Here is a 19458-nt window from a genome sequence, read left to right on the forward strand (position 1 = left end):
CGACGGAAAGGCGCCTGCCCTCAAATATCCAGATTGGCGACCGACAGCGCGTTGTCCTGGATGAATTCGCGCCGCGGCTCGACCTCGTCGCCCATCAACCGCGAAAACAGCGAATCGGCATCGGTTGCGTCGTTGACCTTGACCTGCAGCAGCGAGCGCACATTCGGGTCGAGCGTGGTTTCCCAGAGCTGTTCGGCGTTCATTTCGCCGAGACCCTTGTAGCGCTGCATGGTCAGGCCTTTGCGGCCGGTCGCAAACACCGCATTGAGCAGCGCCAGCGGCCCCGAAATGGTTTCGGAGACATCCTTGCGGCGCAGCACCGGCGGCTCGCCATAGACCTCTGTGAGGCGCGGCGCATAGCGGTCAAGCTGGCGCGCGTCGGCCGAATTGATCAGCCCGGCGTCGAGCTGCGCGAATTCCTTGACACTGCGCACCGTGCGCTCGAACACATAGCCGCCGACGCCTTCATTGGAGGTCGACAGGCGGCCGGTCCAGCCGCGTTCGGTGTCCTCGGCAATGATGTCGAGGCGCTGGGCGACGCGTTCGGCCATGGCGTTGGCGCGACCGAGGTCATTCAAAATGTCGGCATTGAGCGCACCGGCAATCGCCGCCTGTTCGACCACGCCCCTGTTGTAGCGCGTATGCAGCCCATTGATCAGCTGGCGCACCGCCAGCGCATCGTCGATGGAGCCGCGCAGATCCTGTCCGGCTCGCGCTTCGCCGGAGGCAAGCGTCAGCGACGCCTCTTCCAGCCCCGAGCCGATCAGGAACTCCTCGAAGGCGCTTTCGTCCTTGATGTATTGCGAGCTCTTGCCGCGCGTCACTTTGTAGAGCGGCGGCTGGGCGATGTAGAGATGGCCGCGCTCGATCAGCTCCGGCATCTGCCGGAAGAAGAAGGTCAGCAGCAAGGTCCTGATATGGGCGCCGTCGACGTCGGCGTCGGTCATCAGGATGATCTTGTGGTAGCGCAATTTGTCGGCGTTGAACTCGTCCTTGCCGATCGACGTGCCGAGCGCGGTGATCAGCGTGCCGATCATCTCGGAGCCGAGCATGCGGTCGAAGCGCGCGCGCTCGACATTGAGGATCTTGCCGCGCAGTGGCAGGATCGCCTGGTTCTGGCGCGAGCGGCCGCCCTTGGCCGAACCGCCAGCCGAGTCACCCTCAACGATGAAGATTTCGGATTTTGCCGGGTCGCGTTCCTGGCAGTCGGCGAGCTTGCCGGGCAGCGAGGTGACGCCGAGCGAGCTTTTGCGGGTGATATCGCGCGCCTTGCGTGCGGCCTCGCGCGCCGCGGCCGCCTGGATCACCTTGTCGATGACCACCTTGCCTTCGGTCGGGTGTTCCTCCAGCCACGTGCCGAGCGCCTCGTTGACCAGGCCTTCGACCACCGGACGGACTTCCGACGAGACCAGCTTGTCCTTGGTCTGCGAGGAGAACTTCGGGTCGGGAACCTTGACCGACAGCACCGCCGTCAAGCCTTCGCGGCAATCGTCGCCGATCAGCGCCACCTTTTCCTTCTTGGTCAGGCCCGACGATTCGCCATAGCCGGTGATCTGGCGCGTCAGCGCGCCACGGAAGCCGGCCAGATGGGTGCCGCCGTCGCGCTGCGGTATGTTGTTGGTGAAGGCCAGCACGTTCTCGTGGTAGCTGTCGTTCCACCACATCGCCACTTCGACGGTGATGCCGTCGCGCTCGGCCTTGATGGCAATCGGCTTGTCGATCAGCGGTTTCTTGACCCGGTCGAGATATTTGACGAACTCTTCCAGGCCGCCATCATAGTGCAACTCGTGGCGCACGACGTCAGCATGGCGGGCATCGGTCAAGACGATGCGCACACCCGAATTCAGGAAGGCAAGCTCGCGCAATCGGTGTTCCAGCGTGCCGAAATCGAACTCGACCATGGTGAAGGTCTCGGCCGACGGAAAGAAGCTGATCTCGGAGCCGCTGCGCCCTTCATAGGTGCCGGGCTGCTTGTCCTGCTCGTAGCTGCCGGTCGCCTTCAGCGGTGCATCGGAATTGCCGTGCGTGAAGCTCATTTCGAAAATCTGGCCGTTGCGGCGGATCTTCAGCTTCAGCCAGGCCGACAGCGCGTTGACGACCGAGACGCCGACGCCGTGCAGGCCGCCTGATACCTTGTAGGAGTTCTGGTCGAATTTGCCGCCGGCGTGCAGCTGCGTCATGATCACTTCGGCCGCCGAAATGCCTTCTCCGGTGTGGATATCGGTCGGAATGCCGCGGCCATTGTCGATAACGGTGACCGAACCGTCTGGATTGAGCGTCACCGTCACCAGGTCGGCATGGCCGGCCAGCGCCTCGTCGATGGCGTTGTCGACCACCTCATAGACCATATGATGCAGGCCCGAGCCGTCGTCGGTGTCGCCGATATACATGCCGGGCCGTTTGCGGACAGCGTCCAACCCCTTCAAAACCTTGATGGAATCGGCGCCGTATTCGGCCTCAGCGCCGTTGGCGTTGTCGCTTTGATCGCTCATGAAAACCTGTCTGATTAATGCCGCATGTCCAGCGCGAAATAATGGCTTCGAATCACGCCGCTTTGATGGCCTAGATATAGGCGCAAATGGCCTGTTTTCCAAGGTTTGCAGGGATTTCAGGGCCGAATCTCAGGCCCGCAGCCGGCTATTTTTTTCGAGCGCTGGAATGGGCCAGAAGGTTGCGCAAATATTTGATCATGAATTTGTCTCCGGGCGCCAGCCTTCCCGTGCGGTCAAGCTCCAGCGTCAGCTTGAGCGCCTTGGTCAGCGCCGCCTTCGGATCCCTCGCCACATAGGCATAGGCGACGTAGGCGCGTGCCAGATCGATTTGCCAGATCGCATTGTCCGGATCGGACTGGGCCAGTTTCTGGGCAATGGCAAGGCTGGCTTCGAAGGCCGTCTTGGAACCCTCAAAGTGACGTCGGTCGGTTTCCAGATAACCAATCTTCTGCAGTGTGATCGACATATCGCGTTGCCAGATCGAATTGGCGGGATCGAGCTTGGCCAGCCGGTCGGCTATGGCAAGACTGTCCTGATAGTTTTGCAGAGCACCGCCGGCATCGCCCTGCTCTCTAAGCACCTCGGCGACCTGTTCGAGACAGACCGACAGGTCGCGCTGCCAGTCCGTGTTGCCGGGATCGATGGCGGCAAGGTCGCGCGCCGTGGCCAGCGCCTGCTGGAAGGACTCCAGCGCGGGCGGCCAATCCTTCTGGTCGCTGTAAGCTTTGCCGATCTTGGCGTAACCGACCGACAGGTCGCGCTTCAGATCGGTGTCGTTTGAGTCGCGTCGCACAAGCGCTTCGGCGATCCCTTGGCTCTTGTTGTAGGCGTCGAGCGCACCGGCAGCGTCGCCACGCTCGCGCAGAACGTCCCCGATCCTGGTGTAGCTCACGGAGACAGCGTGCTGGTGCCTGAGGTCATCGGGGTTGTTTTGCGCCAGCGCCAGCCGAATTCTCAGGCTCTCTTCGAACGCCGTCTGGGCGCCGTCCAGCTGGCCGGCGGTGCGGGCAAGATCGCCGATTTCGTCATAGGTAATGGTCAGGTCGCGCAGCAGATGGACGCTGTTCGGCTCCGCATCGGCCAATTGCTGCTTGATGGCCAGGCTTTGCTGATAGGCTTGGGCTGCCGCACCCACATCGCCTTGCGTCGCCAGTACGTTGCCGATCTTGTCGTTCGCCATGGCCAGATCGCCGAGCCAGGGGTTTTTGTCCGAAACCCCTGCGGTCAGATTCTGCAGCATGTCCCTGGCCGCCTCATAGTTTTGCAGGGAGGCCGGCAGGTCGCCTTGCGCCATCTTTATGTTGGCGAGCTTGATATGGCTGATGGCGAGATCGCGCTTGACGCTGGGGTCGGTTTCCTGACGCGACCGCTGCTCGAGATTGGCCAGCAGTGCCGTAAAGGCGCGGCCAGCTGCTTCGACATTGCCGACCGTCGTGTAGAGGATGCCAAGTTCTTCCATTGTGCGGCTCTGCCGGTCGGCCTGCTCCAGGCTGAGCGAGGTCTGCCCTGCCTCGCCGTAGAGCGACAGCACCGTTTCATAGTCCTTGATGGCGGTGGCGTAGTCGAGGCTGGCGCGCGCCGCGCCGCCTGACAGAAATCGCGTCGCGGCTTCGGACAGTGTGCGGCTGACAAAATTGGCCTTCAATGCCTGGCGCGAGACGTTGTCGACGTCGGCAGCCTTGGCGAGGATCACGCGTGCGCCGTCGAAGGCGCCGAGTGACAACTGGTCCTCGGCCTGGCGGCGCAGTTCGGTCACCTTCGGGTCGTCGGCGGCCAGCGTCTTCATCTCGCCACGCACCTTGACGAAGGCGTCGGCGGCCTCGCGCAGCCTGGCGTCCAGGCTTTCGCCGGAGAGGTGGCTGGTGTCGGAACTGATCAGCGCGCCATAGAGCGGCGCCAGCGGCATGTCGGCGTCGCTGGCGACCCGTTCGACCGCGCCGCGCATTTCCGGCGTGACGTCGGCCATGGCGAGCAGCAGCCGTTCGCGCTCTGGCAGCTGCTCCTTGGCCGCCGAGGCGAAGAACAGCTTCGGCAGCCCGCTCTCGACATAAGGCAGCTGTTTTCCGCGCGAAAGGTCGTAGACCTCCTGCTGCACCAGCGTCAGCACCGAGCGGATTTCGAGCCCGTCGGTGCCGAGATATTTGGCCAGCGCCGCTGTAAAGGGCGAATTCGCGCCGGTGCCGTCGGCAGCCGTCTCTCCGGGCGCCGCCGAAAAGGCGAACAGGATGTTTTCGGCCTTGCCGACGCGTCCGAGGCCCGGCTTGATCTTGTCCACCATATCCTTGATCAGCGATGTCGCGCCGCGTCCTTTGCCGCTGCCGCCTGTGAACGGATCGCTGCGGCAGGCGTCGAGCACGATCAACCCGACCTTTGCCGTGGCGGCCACGGCATCGCGCACCTCCTCCAGTGGCAGGCTGGTCTTCTCCAGCTGGTCGAGCGAGGAGGCATCGGCGTCGACCGGCAGCAGCCGGTTGTCGCCGGAGATTTCGACGCCGTGGCCGGAAAAATACACCAGCGCCACATCGGCGCCCTTGGCGTCCTCACGAAAATCGTCAAGCGCTCGGCGCATGCGCCGCAGGTCCCGATTGGTTTCGAGAACCACCTCGAAGCCGAGCTTCTTCAGCGCCGCTTCCATCGCCTCGCCGTCATTGACCGGATTGGAGAGCTTCCGCACCAGCCGGTAGTCGTCATCGGCAATGACCAGCGCCACGCGCCGCTCCGCCACCGCGGTGGCGGTGGTCGCAAGCATCAGCAGCAAGGCAAACAAAAAACGCAAGTCGAACCGCCCCCGGCTCAGTCACCTGCCGACCATTTCATCTCTTTATGGCATGAGCAAGCCGCGCTTTTTGGCCGAAAATCGGCCCTTTCAGGCGCGCATCGGTTTCAGCGCCTCGCTCCAGCGCAGCAGCTCGTCCAGCATGGTCTTGGTTCCACCCTGTACCTGTTCGCTGGCCTGGAAGGAGTCGTCGCTCTCCAGCAGCTTTTGATACAGTGGCAACGCGACACCTTCAGGGATCGGCATGATGCCGACCGCGGTCAGCAGCGGCTTCAGCGCCTGCGCCGCGCGCAGGCCACCGGAGACGCCGCCATAGCTGAATATGGCGGCTGGCTTGTACTTCCACTCGCGGAGGAGGTAGTCGATCGCGTTGACGATCGCCGGCGCTGCGAAATAATTGTACTCCGGCGCCACGAACACAAACGCGTCGGCGGCATCGATGGCCTTCGACCAGGCTTTTGTGTGGTCGTTCTGGTAGTTGCCGAGCCTCGGGTGATGCGGCTCGTCCAGAACCGGCAGCTGGAACGCGGCAATGTCGGTCAGCACCGGCTCGAATTTGCCGTGCTCACGGGCAAACCCCTCCAGCCAGTGGGCGAAGACCGGCCCGGCGCGACCCGGCCGCGTGCTGCCTATGATGATGTTCAGCTTGTGCTTCAAGGCGGGCTCTCCTGGGCGATTGGCAGTATCTGTTGGTGACTGTCACCTACGGCAGAGTGTGCAGCTCGACAAGGCGGAACCGTTTCACAGACGGTCACGATCCGATGAACACATTGTCGAAGCACGTCCGCACCACGGCGTTCCGGCCTGCCCTTCGGTCACATGGACGCCCGGATTGCCAGCCACTACATTGGGATATCAGCGGAGTACCTCATGGACACGCAGCCCGTCCCCTTCGTGCCGCCGGCGCCCAAGCCGCGCACGACGCCGCCGTCGACGCTGGAGATGATGCGCATCGTCTACCGCAATCCGCTCGAACTGTGGGGCGAGCACACTTACAACGAACCCTGGATTTCGGCGAATGGCGTCGGCGGGCATCTGATCGTCGCCAACGATCCCGGCCTCATCCGCCACGTGCTGATCGACAACGCCAAGAACTACAAGATGGCGACGGTGCGCCAGATGATCCTGCGCCCGATCCTGCGCGACGGCCTGTTGACCGCCGAAGGCGAAGTGTGGAAGCGCTCGCGCAAGGCGATGGCGCCGGTGTTCACGCCGCGCCATATCTTCGGCTTCGCTGAGCCGATGCTGCGTCGAACGATGCAGTTCGTCACCCGCTACGAAAATGGCGGCATGTCCGATATCGCCCACGACATGACGCTGCTCACCTACGATATCCTCGCCGAAACGCTGTTTTCCGGCGAGATTTCGGGCGAGCCCGGCAGTTTCGCGCAGGAGATCGACCGCCTGTTCGAGACCATGGGCCGTGTCGATCCGCTCGACCTTTTGCGCGCGCCCGAATGGCTGCCGCGGCTGACCCGCATCCGCGGCCGCAAGACCATGGCCTACTTCCGCAAGATCGTCACCGATACGGTCAAGATGCGCGAGGAGCGGTTGAAGCGCGACCCCGACACAGCGCCGCAGGATTTCCTGACGCTGCTGCTGAAGGCCGAAGGCCCCGAAGGGCTGACGCGGGCCGAAGTCGAGGACAACATCATCACCTTCATCGGCGCCGGCCACGAGACGACGGCGCGGGCGCTCGGCTGGACGCTCTACTGCCTCGCCGAAGCGCCATGGGAGCGCGAAAAGGTCGAGCGCGAGATCGATGCCGTGCTGGCGCGCGAGCCAGACCCGACGATGTGGCTGGACGCCATGCCGTTCACCCGCGCCGCCTTCGAGGAGGCGCTGCGGCTCTATCCGCCGGCGCCGTCGATCAACCGCGAGCCGATCGAGACGGAGACGTGGAACGATCTGGTGCTCCCGAAGCGCGCCGCCGTGCTGGTTATGCCCTGGGTCGTGCACCGGCACAGAAAACTGTGGGACAGGCCCGATGCCTTCATGCCCGAGCGCTTCCACCCGGGAAACCGCGAGAAGATCGACCGCTTCCAGTATCTGCCGTTCGGCGCCGGTCCGCGCATCTGCATCGGCGCCAGCTTCGCCATGCAGGAAGCGATCATTGCGCTGGCCAGCATGCTGTCGCGCTTCCGCTTCGATGCGACGGCGGAAACAAAGCCCTGGCCGGTGCAGAAACTGACGACGCAGCCGCAGGGCGGCCTGCCTATGCAGGTCACTCGGCGCGTTTGACGGCGCGATGCCTTAGTTAGCGATGCCTGCAGGCTTGCGCTGGAACTGGCCGGCGGCGCGGAAGCGCCAGAGGTAGCTCGGCAGGATGGTGCCAATCGACTGCGGCTGGATGTCGAGGCCGGCAAGCGTCCTGTTGGCCTTGGTCGCCGCCTCCGAGACGATGTTGTGCTCGCGCAGCTGCAGCACCTGGTCCTTGGTCAGCAGCGGATTGGGCAACAAGCCGAGGATCGAGGCCTGCAGATTGGCCACCCACCACGGCACCGGCACCAGCAGCCGCTTGCGCTCGATCACGGTCAGCAGCTCTTCCATGCACTGCTTGAAGGTAAGCACTTGCGGGCCGCCGAGCTCGTAGATCTGGCCGCCCTTGATCTTGCCTTCGACCGAGCGCGCCACCGCCTCGGCGACATCGCCGACATAGACCGGCTGGAACTTGGTCTGGCCGCCGCCGATCAGCGGCAGCACCGGCGAATAGCGCGCCATGTCGGCGAAGCGGTTGAAGAAGCTGTCCTCGGGGCCGAAATTGATCGAGGGACGGAAGATGACGGCGTCTGGGATGGTTTCCAGGACTGCCTTTTCGCCGAGCGCCTTGGTGCGCGCATAGTTGGATTCGGCGTCGAGGTCGGCGCCCAGCGCCGAAATGTGGGTGAGCCCGGCGCCGACCGAGCGCGCGGCTTCGGCGACGGCGCGGGCGCCGAACTCGTGCACGGTGTTGAATTTCTGCCGGCCGCCCTCATGCAGGATGGCGACCAGGTTGATGACATGGTCGGCGCCCTGCACGGCGCGGTCGACCGACCAGCGCACGCGCACATTGGCCTGCACCGGCTGGATCTGGCCGACATTGCCGAGTGGCTGCAGATGTCCCGCAAGATCGGGCCTCCGCACCGGAACCCGGATGCGGTAGCCGCGTTTGGCCAGCGCCCGCACGATGTGGCGGCCGACGAAGCCAGAGCCGCCGAAGACGACCACGAGCTTGGGGATCTGCAGGATTTCGGTCATGGCTGGCTCCGGCGCTCGAAAGCTTGGCTGAAGCCGTTTCATAGTCCGTTTTGGCCCAAAGGCAAAGGGTGACGCGTCGTCGCTGCCACCCCCATTTCGACCTTGTCAGAATGCCTTGCCGATGCGCGCGTCGACCGACTGGCGGTTGCCGCCGCGGATGACGAAGAACAACAGGATCGTCGCCCACAAAAGCGACTTTTCGGCGCCGGAAAAGCCCTGGCCGACAGTGATCCAGTGGAACCAGACGGTGACCAGAATCACGACCATTCCGGCGAAGGCGGCCGGCCGGGTCAGCAGGCCGATGGCAATGAGCATGCCGCCGAAGAACTCGGTGCAGGACAAAAGCAGCGACCAGAACGCGCCGGGATAGAAACCGAGGCCTTCGACCATCTCGGCGGCGCCGAAGGGATTGGTGATCTTCTGCGAGCCGTGGATGGTGAGAAACCCACCGGCGACGACGCGAAGCAGGGTTTCCACGCCGTCATGCAACGACGAATACAGACGGCCAAACACTGGGATGATCAGTCTGCCGCGGGAAGCGTCGGTGGTTACGGACATGGTACCTCCTGTTGGTGTGATGATCCCTCGCAAACACCCGATGGCTCCCATCAAGTCAAGTTAACAAAAGTTAACTTTCATCATCAGGTTTAGCATGCAGGCACGACGAAACGCAGAAAACCCCGCCGAAGCGGGGTTTTCCGGGTGACGCAACCGTCGAGACAGGGGTCGAGGCGGCAGACCTGAGACGGCATACCCCCGCCCCGACCCTAAACGCATCCGACAGAAGACACCGGCCGGGCAAACCCGACCCGGCAGCTATTGGTCGTTGCGATCGGCAGAAAGGTTCAGCCAAGGCGCGGAAAAATCTGTTGCGGGCAGAACTGCTCAGCCCGAATAGCGCTCAGCGAATTCTGAAATGCGCTGCACCACCGCCTTGGGAGCGTTGATGCCCCGCGCTTGCGCCTTCTCGGCCGCCTCGGCGCGGGCGCGGCCCGGCACGTGCACGCCAAAGCGCCGGCGCAGCCGGTCGAGCTGGTCCCTCATGCGCTGCTCGAAATCCGCATCAAGCAGTTTGGGCTCGATGGCAAGCACGAACAGGCCGGTCCCAGGGCTGTCCGGTCCGCCGGTGAACCATGGCGCGTCGAGCGACCAGTTGGCCCCCGAAATGCCGGCCGCCAGCACTTCGACCATCAGCGCGATGTTGGCGCCGCGCTGGCCGCCGAAGGCAAGCATGGCGCCTTTCATGGCGGCGGCTGGATCGGTGGTCGGGTTGCCGCTCGCGTCCAGCGCCCATCCCTCCGGGATCTTCTTGCCGTCCTCGGCCGCCTTGCGGATGTTGACGAAGGCGGTGGCGCTCGACGACTGGTCGATGACCAGCGGCGCGCCATCGGCGGCGGGTGCCGCAAAAGACATCGGATTGGTGCAATAGACCGGCTTGACGGAGCCCGAGCCGGCAAGCACGGCCGGCCCGTTGGTGGCGGCGAAGGAGACCAGTCCCAGTTGCGCCAGACGCCCGGTGAAATAGCCGAGCGCGCCGCACGTATAGGCGTTCCTCTGCGAGAAGATGGCGACGCCGAACAGCTTTGCCGCCTTGGCGAGGTCGTCGATGGTGCGGTCAAAGCCGGTATGCGCCAAGCCGCCTCGCGCGTCGGAGAGATAGACGGCGAGCGCCGGCCTGGTGATCACCGGATCGGCATTGCCGTCGATGCGGCCGGCTTCCAGCGCTTCGAGGTAGTCGATGAAGTGCGCCAGCCCGACGGTCGAAAGCCCTTCCGCCTCGGCGGCGATGATCGAGGCGGTGAGCGACCGCGCCGTCTCCTCATTGGCGCCGGCCCCGAGTGCCGCCATCCGGCACAGCCCTGTTGCCTGGTCGAGAGAGAGTTGCATGGTGGGGACCTTGGATTGGTGATGAGTGAGCAGGGAGTAGTCAGTAGGGAATAGGGAAAGCAAGTGGGTTTGCGGATTCTCACTACTTACTACTCACTACTGCCTATTCCCTATCCAACCTTGTTGGGAATCCTCGCCTCGATCTTGCTGAAGGCAAATACCAGAATGCCGGTGATCGTCATGTAGATCAGAGCCAGGAGCAGCAAGGGTTCGTAGGTGAGATAAGTGTCCTGCCGCACCTTGGACGAAACGGCAAAAATGTCGATGACGCTGATCGTCGCCACCAGCGGGGTCGACTTCAATTGCAGCACGGTTTCGCCGGTCAGCGTCGGCAGCGCCCGGTAGATGGCCTGCGGCAACCAGATGCGGCGGAAGATCTTCCAGCGGCTCATGCCGAAAGCGCGGGCAGCCTCGAGCTGCCCCTTGGGCACACCGGCAAAGGCGCCGCGCATCACTTCTCCCTCGTAACCGGCGAAGGACAAGGTCAGCGCCAGCACGCCGTAAGGCCAGGCCTGGCGCAGATACGGCCACATCCAGGATTCGCGGATCCAAGGATATTGCGGAAACAGCGAGCCCAGCCCGTAATAGAGCAGCCACAGCTGGATCAGCAGCGGCGTGCCGCGGATGACGGTGCAGAATGTCTTGGCGGGAGCGGAGAGCCAGAAAGAGCCCGCGGCCTGCGCCAGCCCGAGCGGTACCGCCAGCAGGAAGCCGAGAAAGCAGGTGACGGCCAGGATCCATAGCGAGCGCCAGATGCCGAGCAGGCCCATTTCATAATATTGCGGCAGCCAGTCCCAGCGCATGAAGAAGATGGCCCCGAGCACCAGCGCCAGGGCGATCAGGATCAGCACGATACGGTGTGGCTGCAGCCATAGCGACGTCCGTGCGGCGGCGTTGATGATGGTCGCTTCTCCGGCCATCACCGCGCTTCCTTGAGCGAAGGCATGCCGCGCCGCGACCAGGCCTCAAGGCGGCCGATGAGCAGGTTCGAAACCAGCGAAAGGATGAGATAGAGCACGCCTGCGGCGACGAAGAAGGTGAAATAGGCTTTGGTGACGCCCGCGGCCTGCCGCGTCGCCAGCGCCAGTTCGTAGAAACCGACGACCGCCAGAAGGGCGGTGTCCTTCGTGGCGATGAGCCACAGATTGGCGAGGCCCGGTATGGCGAAGGGCAGCATTGCCGGCAGCGTTATGCGCCGCAACATCAGCCCGGGCGACATGCCATAGGCACGGGCAGCTTCGATCTGGCCCTGCGGAATGGCCAGGATCGCACCGCGGATCACCTCGGTCGAATAGGCGCCCTGGACAAAGCCAAGCACGGCGATGCCTGCGGCAAGGCCGCTGATGTCGACGCGCGGATAGCCCATTGCGGTCAGCGCCTGGTTGATCAGGTCCGTCCCGGCATAATAGAGCAGCAGGATCAGCACCAGTTCGGGCACAGCGCGCACTATGGTAGTGTAAACCGCCAGCAGGTCGCGCACGACCGGGCCGCCATAGAGCTTGCCAAAGGCGCCGCCGGTGCCGATCAGGAGACCGAGGCACGTGGCGCCCAGCGCGATCTCGATCGAATGGAGCAGTCCCAGCAAAAGAGTTCCGCCCCAGCCCGGCGGGTTGGGCGAGAGAAGTTCGATGATGCCGGCCGCGGAGGCCGAAAGAAGTGCGTCGATCAGCGTCGCCCCCGGATTGCTGACTCTAACCGCCGACGGCAGCGCCGGCGGCAAGCATGTCTGGGAAAGATCGGGCAGGGAGGCATGGCGCTGGCGCCATGCCTCTTAGCTCATGCGAGGATCGTCAGTTCGACTGCGCGCCGCCGCCATAAATGTCGAAATCGAAGTACTTCTTCGAGATCTCGTCATATTTGCCGTTGGCGCGGATCGCCTTGATGCCGGCGTTGATCTTGCCTTTCAGTTCGGTGTCTTCCTTGCGCACGCCCGCGCCCACGCCCGGCCCGAGCACCTCGTCATCGGGAGCCACCATGCCCTTCAGGTCGCAGCAGGCTTTGCCCTGGTCCGATTTCAGGAACGCGTCGAGCGCGATCGAATCCGCCTGCACGGCGTCGAGGCGGCCTGCGGCCAGATCGTTGTTGGCTTCGTCCTGCGTCTGGTATTCCTTGATCTCGGCGGCCGTGGAGCCGAAATGCTTCTTGGCATAGGCCGAATGGGTGGTCGACACCTGCACACCGAGGACTTTGCCCTTGAGGTCGTCTGGCGTGGCGCCGAATTTCTGGTCCTTCGGGCCGATGATGGCGGTCGGCGTGTTATAGTACTTGTCCGAGAAGTCGATCGTCTTCTCGCGTTCGGCGGTGATCGACATCGAAGAGACGATGAGGTCGATCTTCTTGGTCGTCAGCGCCGGGATGATGCCGTCCCAGGCGACAGGCGTGATGACGCAGTCGAGCTTCTCCTCGGCGCATACGGCGTCGATGAACTCGATTTCCCAGCCGACCCATTTGCCGGAAGCGTCCGGCGAGGTGAAGGGCGGATAAGGCTCGGCGGCAACGCCGATCTTGACCGGATCGGCTTTGGCCACGCCCATGGCGGCGACGCCGAGCAGCAGCGCTGCGGCGAATGTTTTCAGAACAGTCTTCATTTTCACGACTCCCAGTTTGTTGTTGGTTCCCGGTTTTCTTCCGTCCCGGCTTTCCTAGCCGATGTTGCGGATGAACTGCTTCAGCCTTTCGGATTTCGGTGCGCCGAAGATCTGCTCCGGCGGCCCCTCTTCCTCGACCAGCCCGTTGTAGAGGTAGACGACATGGGTCGCGACCTCGCGGGCGAATTTCATTTCATGCGTGACCAGGACCATGGTGCGCCCCTCGCGCGCCAGGTCGCCGATCACCTTCAGCACCTCGCCGACCAGCTCCGGGTCCAGCGCCGAGGTCGGCTCGTCGAACAGCATGACGCGCGGATTGATGGCCAAGGCACGGGCGATCGCCGCGCGCTGCTGCTGGCCGCCGGAGAGATAGGCCGGATAGACGTCGCGCTTTTCGGCGAGACCGACGCGCGCCAGCAGCTTTTCGGCTTCCCTGATCGCGACGTCGCGCTTGACGCCCAGCACATGCACCGGAACCTCGATGACGTTCTCGATCAGCGTCATGTGGCTCCACAGGTTGAAGTTCTGGAACACCATGCCGAGCTTGGAGCGGATGCGCTCGATCTGCCGGCGGTCGGCGGGCACGGTGTGGCCATGGCTGTCGGCCTTGAGTTTGATCTCTTCGCCATTGACGCGGATGATGCCGCTGGTCGGGTTTTCCAGGCAGTTGATGCAGCGCAGCAGCGTCGATTTGCCGGAGCCCGAGCCGCCGATGATGGCGATCACCTCGCCGTCGCGCGCCGACAGCGAAACGCCCTTCAGCACATGCAGCTGGCCGAATTTCTTGTGCAGGTTTTCGACATGGATGGCTTCGGCGGCGCTATTCTGCGCCTTGCCGGATTGGACTACTGCGGCTCCCACCGCGCTCACCGGGTGACCTCTACCACAGGGCCGACCGTAGATCGTCGAACGTCTATCCGGCTAATCAACATACGCTGTAATGCCCACTCCAGACTTCAGCATGGACCCAACAGCGCGAGCCCGTCAATCCCGCTCATTACGGCACTTGCGGCCTTATTGTGCAAGTGTATAAATAGCCTTCGATGAAATTTTTTCCATTTTTTTCACCTTGAACACGGCATTGAAAAGGGCACTGATGAGCGCTTTCGGATCACAGTCCATGGCGGCGCCGTTGCGGCGTGTGCTAATGCGGTCGGCGGCCAACGCCATGCGCGATGCCGACAGAGCCTCCTGGCACTATGGCCCCGGGTTCGACCCGGCGAAAGCCGCCTCGCAGCACGCGGTCCTTGCCGAGCTGGTAGCGGCTTCCGGCGCCGAAATCGAATGGATCGAGGACAGGGCCGACGGCCTTTCGGATTCGGTGTTCACCCACGATCCGTCGCTGATGACCGACCGCGGCGCGCTGATCCTGTCCATGGGCAAGCCGTTGCGCGCCAGCGAGCCTTCGCTGCACGAGGAAACCTACACACGCCTCGGCATTCCGATCCTCGGCTGCGTCGAGGCTCCCGGCCAGGTCGAAGGCGGTGATTGCGTATGGCTGGATGCCCGCACGCTGGTGATCGGGCGCGGTGTGCGCTCCAATCAGGAAGGCATCCAGCAGGTCTCCAACCTGCTGACGCCGCTGGGCATCTCCGTCTACGGCTTCGATCTGCCGCTGTGGCAGGGTGAGGAGGCGTGCCTGCATCTGATGTCTGTGATCAGCCCGCTGGCCGACGATCTTGCGCTGGTCTATTCACCGCTTTTGCCGGCCCCGTTCTATCAGATGCTGAAGGCGCGCGGCATCCGGCTGGTCGAAGGCGACCCGCAAGAGTTCGCCGCGTCGAACGGCCTCAGCCTGAACGTGCTGCCGACCAGTCCGCACAAGGTCATTGCCGTTGCAGGCTTTCCCAAGACCAGGGCCGCGATGGAAGCAGCCGGCTGCACGGTTGAAATCTTCGAGGCAGATGCGCTCTGCATCGCCTGCGAAGGCGGGCCGACATGCCTGACGCGGCCCATCCTGCGCCAATGAATGAGCGCCGCAAGTTCCGCCGCGAGGGCGAGGAGCGGCGGCGGCAGGATTTGATCGACGCGACCCTGGACAGCGTGGCCGAACATGGCCTGGAGGGCGCCAGCGTGCGCACCATCGCCTTGCGCGCCGGCGTCACCGCCGGGCTGATCCGGCACTATTTCCCGGGCAAGGAAGAATTGCTGCAGGAGGCCTACGCGGCGCTGATGGGCCGCATGACGGAGCAGGCGAAGGCGGCATTGCTCATGGAAAACGCCTCGCCGCGCCAGCGCCTTGCGGCCTTCGTCACCGCCAACCTCAACGCGCCGATCATCGACGCGCGGGTGTTTTCGCTCTGGGCAACTTTCATCGGCCGCGCCGGCGCGAATCCGAGCCTGGCTCGCGCCCACCGTGAAGGCTACCTTGGCTTTCGCAACGAGGTGGAAGCGGTCGTGGCCGAAGTGCTTGCCGCCGAACGGCGCAAGCCGGACGCAAGTGAGCTGCGCCGCCATGCCATCGCGATCAACGCCATCCTCGACGGGCTCTGGATAGAAGGCTGTCTGGCCGCAGAGATGTTCTCGCCTGGCGAATTGGCGGCGATCGGCGTCAAAGCCATAGAGGCCGAGCTCGGCCTCGCGCCAGAGCAATTCCAGGAAAAGTGAGAATCGGTTTTCCCGGGAAAAGCGCATAGCGCTTTGCGTAAGAGACAAAGATAGAGCGGATCACTGTTTCCGTTGAACAGTGATCCGTTCAAAAGGGAGAAAGCCTATGACCACCATCGGCGAAGCGCTGATCTCACTCCTCGAAGCGCATGGCGTCGACACCGTCTTCGGCATTCCCGGCGTCCACACGGTCGAGCTTTACCGCGGCCTGGCGCGCTCGAAGATTCGCCACATCACGCCGCGCCACGAACAGGGCGCCGGCTTCATGGCCGACGGCTATGCCCGCGCCTCAGGCAGGCCGGGCGTCGCCTTCGTCATCACCGGGCCGGGGCTGACCAATACCATCACCGCCATGGGCCAGGCACGCGCCGATTCCGTGCCGATGCTGGTGATTTCGGGCGTCAATGCGATGCCGACGCTGGGCAAGGGGCTGGGCTTCCTGCACGAACTGCCGGACCAGCGCGGCATGATGGAGAAGGTGGCACTGTTTTCGCAGCGCGTTACCGAGGCGAGCGAATTGCCAGGCGCGCTGGCGCAGGCCTTCGCGCTGTTTTCGTCCTCGCGGCCGGGGCCCGTGCATATCGAAATCCCGACCGATGTCATGGTCAAACCGGCCGACGGCATCGCTGCCATGCTCACCAATGCGACGCCGCCGGCGCCTGATGGCGTGGCCGTTGCCGACGCCGCCAGGCTGATCGCCGCCGCGCGCCGGCCGCTGATCCTGGCTGGCGGCGGCGCCAAGCGCTCCGATGAGCCATTGCAGCGCCTGGCCGAGCGGCTCGGCGCGCCCGTCGTCCAGACCGCCAATGCGCGCGGCCTGCTGCACGCGCATCCGCTTTGCGTACCCGCAAGCCCCAGCCTGAAGGCGGTGCGTGCGCTGATGGCCGACGCCGATCTGGTCATCGCGGCCGGTACCGAGTTCGGGCCGACCGACTATGACGGTTACAGTGATGGCGGTTTCGTGCTGCCGGCCAACCTGATCCGCATCGATATCGGCGCCGACCAGCTTGCCCGCCGCCCGGTGAGTGTCGCCATCCAGGCCGATTGTGCGGAGGCGCTGCATGCACTGCTTGCCGCGCTCGGCCCCGATCATGCGACGGCGAAGGGCGGCGAAACGCGTGCCGACGCGGCGCGAAAGGCGGCTTTTGCGGAATTGAGCCCGGCCTATGCCGCGCAGGTGCATGCGGTGGAAGCGATCCGCGACGCCTTGCCGGGCGCCATCATCGTCGGTGATTCCACGCAGCCGATCTACGCCGCCAATCTGTATTACGACCACGACCGGGCGGGCGGCTGGTTCAACGCCGCCACTGGCTTCGGCGCACTCGGCTACGGGCCGCCGGCGGCGATCGGCGCGGCGCTTGCCATGCCCGGCGTGCCGGTGGTTTGCCTGACCGGCGACGGTGGCTTCCAGTTCACCTTACCGGAGATCGCGGTTGCGCTCGATGCACCGGCGCCGGTCATCTTCGTCGTCTGGAACAACAGAGGCTATCGCGAGATCGAGACCTCAATGCTCGATGTCGGCGTCGAACCGGTCGGCGTGTCGCCGGCGCCGCCGGATTTCTGCAAGCTGGCCGAGGCCTACGGCATATCAGCCGAACGGCTTGCCGGTACTGCTGAGCTCGCCGATGCGCTCAAACGCGCCCGCGCAACTGGCCTGCCTCACGTCATCGAAATCACTATCGACTGAGGCTTGACCGCGCGCCGAACGTCCATGCGCGAGTCAAAGGGGACGGTCGGCTGCTTCGAGCGATGCAAAGACGCAACACTGCCATGTCGAGATGGCGGTTGAGTGATCGCGCGAAAGAGGCGACGCTCTGCGTCGGCGCGGCATAACGACAGACATAATCATAAAAAACGACAGGAGCGTCGAGGATGACGGAAACACTTCAGGGAAAGCATATCGTGGTGACCGGCGGCACCGGGGCACTCGGCGCAGCGGTCGTCGGCAAACTATTGGCCGACGGCGCGATCTGCCATGTGCCCAATGCTCACGCGTCGGCCCCCTCGCATTTTCCCTTTGTGACCGACGATCGCGTCCGGCTGGCGCACAATGTCGATCTTGCCGATCCCGCCAAGGTCGATGCCTTCTACGCCAGCGTTCCGGATCTGTGGGCCTCCATCCATCTGGCCGGCGGCTTTGCCGCGGCACCTGTGGAAAAGATCGAATCCGCATCCTTTGCCGAAATGATGGACACCAACGCCCGCACCACCTTCCTGTGCTGCCGCGCCGCGGTGCGCTCGATGCTTGGCTCGGCTACGGCCGGCCGCATCGTCAATGTCACGGCGCGCGCCGGGCTCGACCCGCGCCGCGGTTCCGGCATGGTCGCCTATGCCGCCAGCAAAGCGGCGGTGGCGGCGATGACGGTGGCAATCGCGGAGGAGCTGAAGCACAAGGGCATTCTGGTCAATGCTGTCGCTCCTTCGACGCTCGATACGCCCGCCAACCGTGCCGACATGCCGGATGCCGACGTCACCAAATGGGTCAGCCTGGAAGCAGCCGCTGAAGCCATCGCCTATCTGGCATCGCCGGCCAATCTGGCGATGAGCGGCACGCTGGTGCCGCTTTACGGCCGCGCCTGAGGGGCGGCCGCGGGGCGGTTCATTTGCAGACGAGCTTGCCTATCTGCAGCTTGAACTTGCGCGGGCCCGGCATCTGTTCCGCGCTCGCGTCGTCGACGATAAACACATCGAGCGTGCAACCGCCGCCGCCCACCCGGTAGTGGTCGGTTCCGATATGCTCGATCACGTCGATGGGGCCATGACTTTCCAGCCTGCGGGCAACATCACCGCTGTCGGTGATGGCGTCGATCTCGGCCTTGCGCTGCCAGTAGGGCGGCAATGCCGCCACCGCTGCCACTGTGCCGGCCAGCAGGAATACTGCGACAAAACCGATGCGGGTCATAGGGCCTCCGAACCGTCTGGCATCCAACAGCGGTCTTCGCCGACCTGGCGAGCATGGCGCCGCCAACGCCTCTACAGCATCAGAATACCTGCGACTATGTCAGGTTCGAGACTCCCGCCTCCACGACCTCGACTGCGTCGCCGATCGAGATTGTACCGGCGTTGTTCGGTATCGCATTCTGACCAAAGATGATGCCGCCCTTGGCGGAGCGGTGGAGTTTGCCAAGCGTCTGCAACGGCTCGCGCGGGTCCGGCTGCTCGCCACTGTGCCGGTCGCGGGTGGTGATGACACAGCGCGAGCAGGGTTTTGCGATGCGCAGCTCGACAGCGCCGATGCGGATCGTCTTCCAGCTGTCTTCGGGCCATGCGCCTTCCGCGTCGATGACGATGTTGGGGCGAAACCGCGCCATCTCGATGGGCCTGGCCAGATGGCTGTTCAGATGCTCCAGCGAGCCCGTCGTGGCCACCAGCAGCGGAAAACCGTCGGCAAAGCCGACGTAATCTCCAGGCTCGCCGAATTCAGGGTCGACCGGCCGGTTTTTGCGGATCGTCGAAATAGACCAGATCGACGGGCCGGCCAAGAATCGTGGAGAGATAAGCGCCGGCGGCTGGATCACACGACCGCGCGGCAACAATATCCTTCCAGATCTTGACCTGACGGAGTGCAGCACCTGGGCCTGGAGCATCGATGGCGTGCGAACCATGCCTGTCATGTTTCAGCAGGATGCCCGCGCCGCGATGCTCGACGTCGATCGTCGTCATATCAGGTATCTGGCGAATGGTGAGGAACTGTCCGTCCTTGTCGACGACCATCCAGCGGCGGTCGCCTTCCATGCCCATGGTCTCGATGTCAGCGCTCGGCACGGCATGGCCGCGCAGGCTCTTGACCGGATAACGATGGAGTTCGACGACCTTCATGCGCATGACCCTATTGCCAGGAGTGCGGAGTTGAAGGGATTGCACGGTCCTT

Annotated in this window: 19 protein-coding genes; 5 read left to right on the plus strand and 14 right to left on the minus strand. The window is 64.0% G+C overall.

The window, feature by feature from the left end:
• Positions 1 to 20: 20 nt before the first annotated feature.
• The 3 genes from gyrB to ACWGTO_RS17125 form a co-directional block, all read right to left on the minus strand.
• The gene (gene gyrB, locus ACWGTO_RS17115) at positions 21 to 2492 is read right to left on the minus strand and encodes a DNA topoisomerase (ATP-hydrolyzing) subunit B (RefSeq protein WP_454575995.1); all 2472 of its coding nucleotides are present in this window, start codon (positions 2490 to 2492) and stop codon (positions 21 to 23) included.
• 145 nt (positions 2493 to 2637) lie between these two features.
• Positions 2638 to 5268 carry a caspase family protein gene (locus ACWGTO_RS17120; protein ID WP_454575996.1) on the minus strand — a complete coding sequence of 877 codons (2631 nt, stop codon included), beginning with the start codon at positions 5266 to 5268 and terminating at the stop codon, positions 2638 to 2640.
• Positions 5269 to 5358: 90 nt separating this feature from the next.
• Entirely contained in the window at positions 5359 to 5925 is a 567-nt protein-coding gene (locus tag ACWGTO_RS17125) for an NADPH-dependent FMN reductase (protein WP_454575997.1), read from the minus strand.
• A 213-nt stretch (positions 5926 to 6138) separates the two neighbouring features.
• Here ACWGTO_RS17125 and ACWGTO_RS17130 point away from each other — a divergent pair, with 213 nt between their 5' ends.
• Positions 6139 to 7509, plus strand: coding sequence for a cytochrome P450 (locus tag ACWGTO_RS17130; protein WP_454575998.1), 1371 nt, complete (start codon positions 6139 to 6141; stop codon positions 7507 to 7509).
• Between the two features lie 12 nt (positions 7510 to 7521).
• Here the strand turns inward: ACWGTO_RS17130 and ACWGTO_RS17135 are convergent, their stop codons facing one another.
• From ACWGTO_RS17135 to ACWGTO_RS17170, 8 genes are all read right to left on the minus strand, one after another.
• Positions 7522 to 8505: a complex I NDUFA9 subunit family protein gene (locus tag ACWGTO_RS17135; protein WP_454575999.1), complete on the minus strand. Its 984-nt coding sequence runs from the start codon at positions 8503 to 8505 to the stop codon at positions 7522 to 7524.
• A gap of 105 nt (positions 8506 to 8610) precedes the next feature.
• Entirely contained in the window at positions 8611 to 9063 is a 453-nt protein-coding gene (locus ACWGTO_RS17140) for a DoxX family protein (RefSeq protein ID WP_454576000.1), read from the minus strand.
• A gap of 327 nt (positions 9064 to 9390) precedes the next feature.
• On the minus strand, positions 9391 to 10392 hold the full coding sequence (locus ACWGTO_RS17145) for an Ldh family oxidoreductase (protein ID WP_454576001.1): 1002 nt from the start codon (positions 10390 to 10392) through the stop codon (positions 9391 to 9393).
• A gap of 110 nt (positions 10393 to 10502) precedes the next feature.
• Positions 10503 to 11312 carry an ABC transporter permease gene (locus ACWGTO_RS17150; protein WP_454576002.1) on the minus strand — a complete coding sequence of 270 codons (810 nt, stop codon included), beginning with the start codon at positions 11310 to 11312 and terminating at the stop codon, positions 10503 to 10505.
• Positions 11312 to 12025, minus strand: a complete 714-nt coding sequence (locus ACWGTO_RS17155; protein WP_454576026.1) for an ABC transporter permease — start codon at positions 12023 to 12025, stop codon at positions 11312 to 11314. The genes ACWGTO_RS17150 and ACWGTO_RS17155 overlap by 1 nt, the downstream gene beginning before the upstream one ends.
• A 157-nt stretch (positions 12026 to 12182) precedes the next feature.
• Entirely contained in the window at positions 12183 to 12980 is a 798-nt protein-coding gene (locus ACWGTO_RS17160) for a transporter substrate-binding domain-containing protein (RefSeq protein ID WP_454576003.1), read from the minus strand.
• A 54-nt stretch (positions 12981 to 13034) separates the two neighbouring features.
• Positions 13035 to 13850 carry an ABC transporter ATP-binding protein gene (locus ACWGTO_RS17165; protein WP_454576004.1) on the minus strand — a complete coding sequence of 272 codons (816 nt, stop codon included), beginning with the start codon at positions 13848 to 13850 and terminating at the stop codon, positions 13035 to 13037.
• A 144-nt stretch (positions 13851 to 13994) separates the two neighbouring features.
• Entirely contained in the window at positions 13995 to 14150 is a 156-nt protein-coding gene (locus ACWGTO_RS17170) for a hypothetical protein (RefSeq protein WP_454576027.1), read from the minus strand.
• Between ACWGTO_RS17170 and ACWGTO_RS17175 the strand changes: the two genes are divergently transcribed.
• From ACWGTO_RS17175 to ACWGTO_RS17190, 4 genes are all read left to right on the plus strand, one after another.
• Positions 14077 to 14949, plus strand: a complete 873-nt coding sequence (locus tag ACWGTO_RS17175; protein ID WP_454576005.1) for a dimethylarginine dimethylaminohydrolase family protein — start codon at positions 14077 to 14079, stop codon at positions 14947 to 14949. The genes ACWGTO_RS17170 and ACWGTO_RS17175 overlap by 74 nt on opposite strands.
• Positions 14919 to 15587, plus strand: a complete 669-nt coding sequence (locus tag ACWGTO_RS17180; RefSeq protein WP_454576006.1) for a TetR family transcriptional regulator C-terminal domain-containing protein — start codon at positions 14919 to 14921, stop codon at positions 15585 to 15587. Before ACWGTO_RS17175 ends, ACWGTO_RS17180 begins: the two co-directional genes overlap by 31 nt.
• Positions 15588 to 15693: 106 nt before the next feature.
• On the plus strand, positions 15694 to 17274 hold the full coding sequence (locus ACWGTO_RS17185; RefSeq protein ID WP_454576007.1) for a 5-guanidino-2-oxopentanoate decarboxylase: 1581 nt from the start codon (positions 15694 to 15696) through the stop codon (positions 17272 to 17274).
• A gap of 185 nt (positions 17275 to 17459) precedes the next feature.
• Entirely contained in the window at positions 17460 to 18167 is a 708-nt protein-coding gene (locus tag ACWGTO_RS17190) for an SDR family NAD(P)-dependent oxidoreductase (RefSeq protein WP_454576008.1), read from the plus strand.
• Between the two features lie 19 nt (positions 18168 to 18186).
• On the opposite strand, the gene ACWGTO_RS17195 is transcribed toward ACWGTO_RS17190, so the two are convergent.
• The 3 genes from ACWGTO_RS17195 to ACWGTO_RS17205 form a co-directional block, all read right to left on the minus strand.
• Entirely contained in the window at positions 18187 to 18489 is a 303-nt protein-coding gene (locus tag ACWGTO_RS17195; protein WP_454576009.1) for a hypothetical protein, read from the minus strand.
• A 94-nt stretch (positions 18490 to 18583) separates the two neighbouring features.
• Positions 18584 to 19069, minus strand: coding sequence for an MOSC domain-containing protein (locus tag ACWGTO_RS17200; protein WP_454576010.1), 486 nt, complete (start codon positions 19067 to 19069; stop codon positions 18584 to 18586).
• On the minus strand, positions 19008 to 19412 hold the full coding sequence (locus ACWGTO_RS17205) for an MOSC N-terminal beta barrel domain-containing protein (protein ID WP_454576011.1): 405 nt from the start codon (positions 19410 to 19412) through the stop codon (positions 19008 to 19010). The genes ACWGTO_RS17200 and ACWGTO_RS17205 overlap by 62 nt, the downstream gene beginning before the upstream one ends.
• Between the last annotated feature and the right edge of the window lie 46 nt (positions 19413 to 19458).

It is taken from the genome of Mesorhizobium sp. PL10, from assembly GCF_053714315.1.

What these genes read in the sequence shown, in the direction of transcription:
- ACWGTO_RS17190 (WP_454576008.1), top strand. Translation starts at nt 17,460, where the DNA reads ATGACGGAAACACTTCAGGGAAAGCATATCGTGGTGACCGGCGGCACC.
- ACWGTO_RS17185 (WP_454576007.1), top strand. Translation starts at nt 15,694, where the DNA reads ATGACCACCATCGGCGAAGCGCTGATCTCACTCCTCGAAGCGCATGGC.
- ACWGTO_RS17170 (WP_454576027.1), bottom strand. Translation starts at nt 14,150, where the DNA reads ATGGCGTTGGCCGCCGACCGCATTAGCACACGCCGCAACGGCGCCGCC.
- ACWGTO_RS17135 (WP_454575999.1), bottom strand. Translation starts at nt 8,505, where the DNA reads ATGACCGAAATCCTGCAGATCCCCAAGCTCGTGGTCGTCTTCGGCGGC.
- gyrB (WP_454575995.1), bottom strand. Translation starts at nt 2,492, where the DNA reads ATGAGCGATCAAAGCGACAACGCCAACGGCGCTGAGGCCGAATACGGC.
- ACWGTO_RS17150 (WP_454576002.1), bottom strand. Translation starts at nt 11,312, where the DNA reads ATGGCCGGAGAAGCGACCATCATCAACGCCGCCGCACGGACGTCGCTA.
- ACWGTO_RS17195 (WP_454576009.1), bottom strand. Translation starts at nt 18,489, where the DNA reads ATGACCCGCATCGGTTTTGTCGCAGTATTCCTGCTGGCCGGCACAGTG.
- ACWGTO_RS17180 (WP_454576006.1), top strand. Translation starts at nt 14,919, where the DNA reads ATGCCTGACGCGGCCCATCCTGCGCCAATGAATGAGCGCCGCAAGTTC.
- ACWGTO_RS17145 (WP_454576001.1), bottom strand. Translation starts at nt 10,392, where the DNA reads ATGCAACTCTCTCTCGACCAGGCAACAGGGCTGTGCCGGATGGCGGCA.
- ACWGTO_RS17130 (WP_454575998.1), top strand. Translation starts at nt 6,139, where the DNA reads ATGGACACGCAGCCCGTCCCCTTCGTGCCGCCGGCGCCCAAGCCGCGC.
- ACWGTO_RS17175 (WP_454576005.1), top strand. Translation starts at nt 14,077, where the DNA reads ATGAGCGCTTTCGGATCACAGTCCATGGCGGCGCCGTTGCGGCGTGTG.
- ACWGTO_RS17205 (WP_454576011.1), bottom strand. Translation starts at nt 19,412, where the DNA reads ATGCGCATGAAGGTCGTCGAACTCCATCGTTATCCGGTCAAGAGCCTG.
- ACWGTO_RS17160 (WP_454576003.1), bottom strand. Translation starts at nt 12,980, where the DNA reads ATGAAGACTGTTCTGAAAACATTCGCCGCAGCGCTGCTGCTCGGCGTC.
- ACWGTO_RS17140 (WP_454576000.1), bottom strand. Translation starts at nt 9,063, where the DNA reads ATGTCCGTAACCACCGACGCTTCCCGCGGCAGACTGATCATCCCAGTG.